This window comes from Trueperaceae bacterium (assembly GCA_031581195.1).
Taxonomy (GTDB): Bacteria; Deinococcota; Deinococci; order Deinococcales; family Trueperaceae; genus SLSQ01.
In genome coordinates this window covers 15070-19074 of record JAVLCF010000042.1, presented here as the reverse complement: position 1 = coordinate 19074, position 4005 = coordinate 15070, and the positions used below count along the sequence as shown (strand labels likewise).

General features: G+C 74.4%; 3 protein-coding genes. 1 reads left to right on the top strand and 2 read right to left on the bottom strand.

What is annotated here, in order from left to right:
• On the bottom strand, positions 1-619 hold a 619-nt coding region (locus RI554_05500; protein ID MDR9391467.1), incomplete at its 3' end, for a 50S ribosomal protein L11 methyltransferase.
• Positions 616-2367 (bottom strand): glycerol-3-phosphate acyltransferase, encoded by a 1752-nt coding sequence (locus RI554_05495; protein MDR9391466.1) that lies wholly within the window; start codon positions 2365-2367, stop codon positions 616-618. The genes RI554_05495 and RI554_05500, both read right to left, overlap by 4 nt.
• A 79-nt stretch (positions 2368-2446) precedes the next feature.
• Here RI554_05495 and dnaB point away from each other — a divergent pair, with 79 nt between their 5' ends.
• Positions 2447-3784: a replicative DNA helicase gene (gene dnaB, locus RI554_05490; GenBank protein MDR9391465.1), complete on the top strand. Its 1338-nt coding sequence runs from the start codon at positions 2447-2449 to the stop codon at positions 3782-3784.
• Positions 3785-4005: the final 221 nt, after the last annotated feature.

Here is a 4005-nt window from a genome sequence, read left to right as displayed (position 1 = left end):
CGACGTGGGCTTCGGCGAACAGGTTCGCGCACAGCACGTCCGCCTGGTGGGCGGGCCGGTCGGGCTCGAGTTCGCCGACCTCGAACGTCGCGCGGGAGCGGTTGCGCGCCGCCGTCGCCCTCGCGACGGGGACGGTGGCGGCGTCGACGTCCACGCCGTGCGCGTGGGCGGCGCCCAGCAGGTCGGCGGCGACGGCCAGGATGCCGCTGCCCGCCCCGACGTCCAGGACCCGGGCGCCGCGCAGGTCGCGGGTCTCGAGCCCCTCCAATACCCGCCGGGTCGTGGGGTGGTGCCCCGTCCCGAACGCCATGCCGGGGTCCAACCACACCACCCGCTGGCCCGCCGTCACCTCGACGGGCGCGTGCGTGGGGGCGACGACGAGGGTCGCGAGGCGGACGGGGGCCAGGTCTTCGTAGTACCGCGCGAGCCAATCGACGTCGCCCTCGTCCTCCCAACGACCGCGGTCCGCCAGCGTCGGGTCGTCGAACGTCACGACGTCCTCGAACCACGCCACGATCTCCGGCCCGCGCTGTACGACGCCGCGACACCCGTGCGCCCACAGGGCCGCCACCTCCGGCGGGTCGTCCTCCAGCACCCCCGGCAGGACGAACCCCTTCACGAGGCCCGCCCCTCGGGACCGACGCGGCGGGACGGCGACGGGTCGGGCGGTGGGACGGCCGACCGCCCCCCGCCAGGAGGCATGGCGGCGGGGGGCGGCTCGGCCGCCACGATGCGGAAGCCCAACCGTTCGCCCTGCTCCAGGAACCAGGCGACGTCCGCCGCCTTCGCCGGCCCCCCGGTCGTCGCCCGCTCCCGCGCGCCGGTCGCGGCGAGGATCATCGTCTCCGCCAGGCAGGCGGGCACCGCCCCGTCCCCGAAATGCAGGTCCAGGTCGCTGACGCTGTCGCCGGGGGGCCGCACCACCCCGCCGGGCAACAGCCGCACGCCGGGCGTCTCGGCCACCGCCGGATCGACGTCCGCCGGCCGGCCGACGTCCACGACCAACGCACCGGGCGCGACGTGCTCCCGGCGCACGACGTACCCCGGTGCGTTCGTCGCGACGACCACCAGGGTCGCCGTCCGGATCGACGCGACGTCGGTGGACGCCGTCACCTCGGTGTCGGGATGCTTGCGGCGCAACGTCGCGGCGCTGCGCTCGAGGCGCGCGCCGTCGCGCCCGACCAGCCGCAACGCCGCGACGTGCCCCGCCAACGCACGCGCCACCCCGAACGCCACGACGCCGTTCGCCCCCACGACCGCCGCCTCGGTCCGCTCGGGGGGGACGCCGTCGTCGCGGAGCCGCCGCAGCAACGCCGGGAGGCTCGCCTGCAGCGTCGCGGCGGTGTAGCCGCCGCCGTGCGTGACCGGGAGGTCCGGCACCGCCGCCTGGACTTCGGCGCCCTTGTCGCCGACCGTGGACCAGTACGCCCCCAGGCCGAACGCCTCCGCCCCGAGCTCGCGCGCGAGGCGCGCCCCGCGGATCGCCATGCGGGTGGCGGCCTCGTCGTCGCCCCGAATCTGGTCGGGCAGCATCGGCCCCCCGATCAACGCCACCTCCAGCGTCCGCCCGTCGGGCAGGTCCACGCCGCGCAGGATGCCGTGGAGTTGCGGCCGCAACCAGGGCAGGAACCGCCGGAGGGCGGCCTCCCCGATCCAGCCACGCCGGTAGGCGAGGTGCACCCACGCCTGACTGCGGACCTGCCAGACGTCGTCGAGGGTCATGGGGTGGATCAGGAACGCCGCCCGCACCCGTCCGCTGGGGACGCCGCGGACGGGGGGCGGGTCCCCGAGCCGCGGTTCGGTGCCGTCCACGATCCGCGCGAACGCCGGCGCGGACCGCACCGCCGTGATCGCCGCCCACACCCCCCCGAGCGCCCACGGGGCGCCCGGCCAGACGGCGAGCACGCCGACGCCGAGGAGGGTCGCGACCGGAACGTACCCCCACCGCGCGAGGGCGGCGGCGTACGCCGACGTCGCGACCACCAACGCCGCCCAGGGCAGGCCCCCCGCGAGGCCGACCGCCGTCGCGGCGCCCAACAGCACGCCGTTCCCCCGCCCGCGGGGGGCGCGCGCCAGCGGGGTGCGGGGGGGCGGCAGCACGTGGCCCACCACGACCGCCGCCGCGGCGGGCGCCGCGGCGGGGAGCAGCGCCACGACCAGCGCACCCTTCGCGACGTCGAGACCGAACCCGACCGCCGCGACGCCGGGCCCGAGCAGCCGGAAGACGTTCTCCACCCCCAGCAGGCCCGGAACGACGGTCCGCGGGTCGCGGCCCGCGACGCGGCGCACCCAGATCGCCCCCACCGGGACCGCCCCCAGCAGGTACCCGAGCGCGAGCGACACGAACACGGCGAACGACGCGGTCACGCCGGCGATTCTACCGGCGGGCCGGGCGGGGCACGTCCGCAGCGCCCCGCCGCCGCGGGGCGCGGGTAGGATGCCGGGCGTGGAGACCCGCACCGCACCGCAGAACCTCGACGCCGAACAGAGCGTGCTGGGCAGCATCCTGCTGGACAACGACGTCTTCGCGACCCTCGAGGGGTCGCTGCAGGCGGAGCAGTTCTACAAGGAGGCCCACCGCAAGATCTACACGGCGATGGCGCGCATCTTCCGTCGCGGCGAAGGGATCGACCTCGTCACGCTGACCGAGGAACTGCGCCAGGGGGGCGACCTCGACGCCGTCGGGAACGTCCCGTACCTCGTCGGGCTCGCCGACGCGGTCCCGACCGCGGCGTACGCCGAAAGCTACGCCCGCATCGTCGCGGAGAAGGCGGTGCTGCGCGACCTGATCGCGGCCAGCGGCCAGATCCTGCAGTCCGCCTACGAGGGCGCCATGCCGCTCGAGGAGGTCCTGGACGAAGCGGAGAAACGCATCTTCGAGCTGGCCTCCACGAAACGCTCGAGCGACTTCGGCACCATGAACACGCTCGTCACGGAGACGTTCGCGTACATCAACGAACTCTTCGCGAACCCCGACCCCGTGTCGGGCCTCCGGACCGGCTTCAAGGAACTCGACCAGATGACCGCCGGCCTGCAGCCCTCCAGCCTCAACGTGCTCGCGGCGCGGCCCAGCATGGGCAAGACCGCCCTCGCGTTGTCGTTCGCGGTGCACGCCGCCCTCCGCGAGGAGAAGGCGGTCGGCGTCTTCAGCCTCGAGATGTCCTCGATGCAGCTCGTGACCCGCATGCTGTGCAGCGAAGCGCGGGTCGACATGTCGCGCGTCCGCAACGGCCAACTCACCGACCGCGACTTCCAGCGCCTCGCCGACACCGCCGGGAAGATGAGCGACGCGAAGATCTTCATCGACGACCACGCCGACATGAGCGTCATGGAGCTCCGGAGTCGCGCGCGCCGGCTGATGGCGGAGCACGACCTCGGGTTGATCGTCATCGATTACCTGCAGCTGATGTCCGCCGGCAACCAGGGCCGCTACGGCACCGAGAACCGGCAACAGGAGATCAGCACCATCTCGCGGGGCCTCAAGGCCCTCGCGCGCGAACTCGACGTGCCGGTCCTGGTGTTGTCGCAGTTGTCGCGCGCGGTGGAGAGCCGCCCCAACAAACGCCCGATGCTGTCCGACCTCCGCGAGTCCGGCGCCATCGAGCAGGACGCCGACCTGGTGATGTTCATCTACCGCGACGAGTACTACGACCCGCACTCGGAGAAGCAGGGCATCGCGGAGGTCCTGATCGGCAAGCAACGCAACGGCCCCGTCGGCGGGCTCGAGCTGCAGTTCCACAGCGCCCACGTGCGCTTCAACGACCTGGCGCGCGGCGGCCCCTGACCGCCCGCCGCACCGCGCGCGAATCCGCGGTCGCCTACCGTCGCGCCCAGCGCGCGGCGCTACACTCGCGGCATGGGTCGCTTCCCGCTGCGCGGCGCGTTGATCGCCGTGGTCGCCATCGCCGTCGTGCTGTTCGTCTCCACCCGCGGGTCGGACGATCCCGACGCCACCCGCCCCTACAGCGCCTTCCAGACCGCGCTCGACGCGGGGCGGGTCGATAC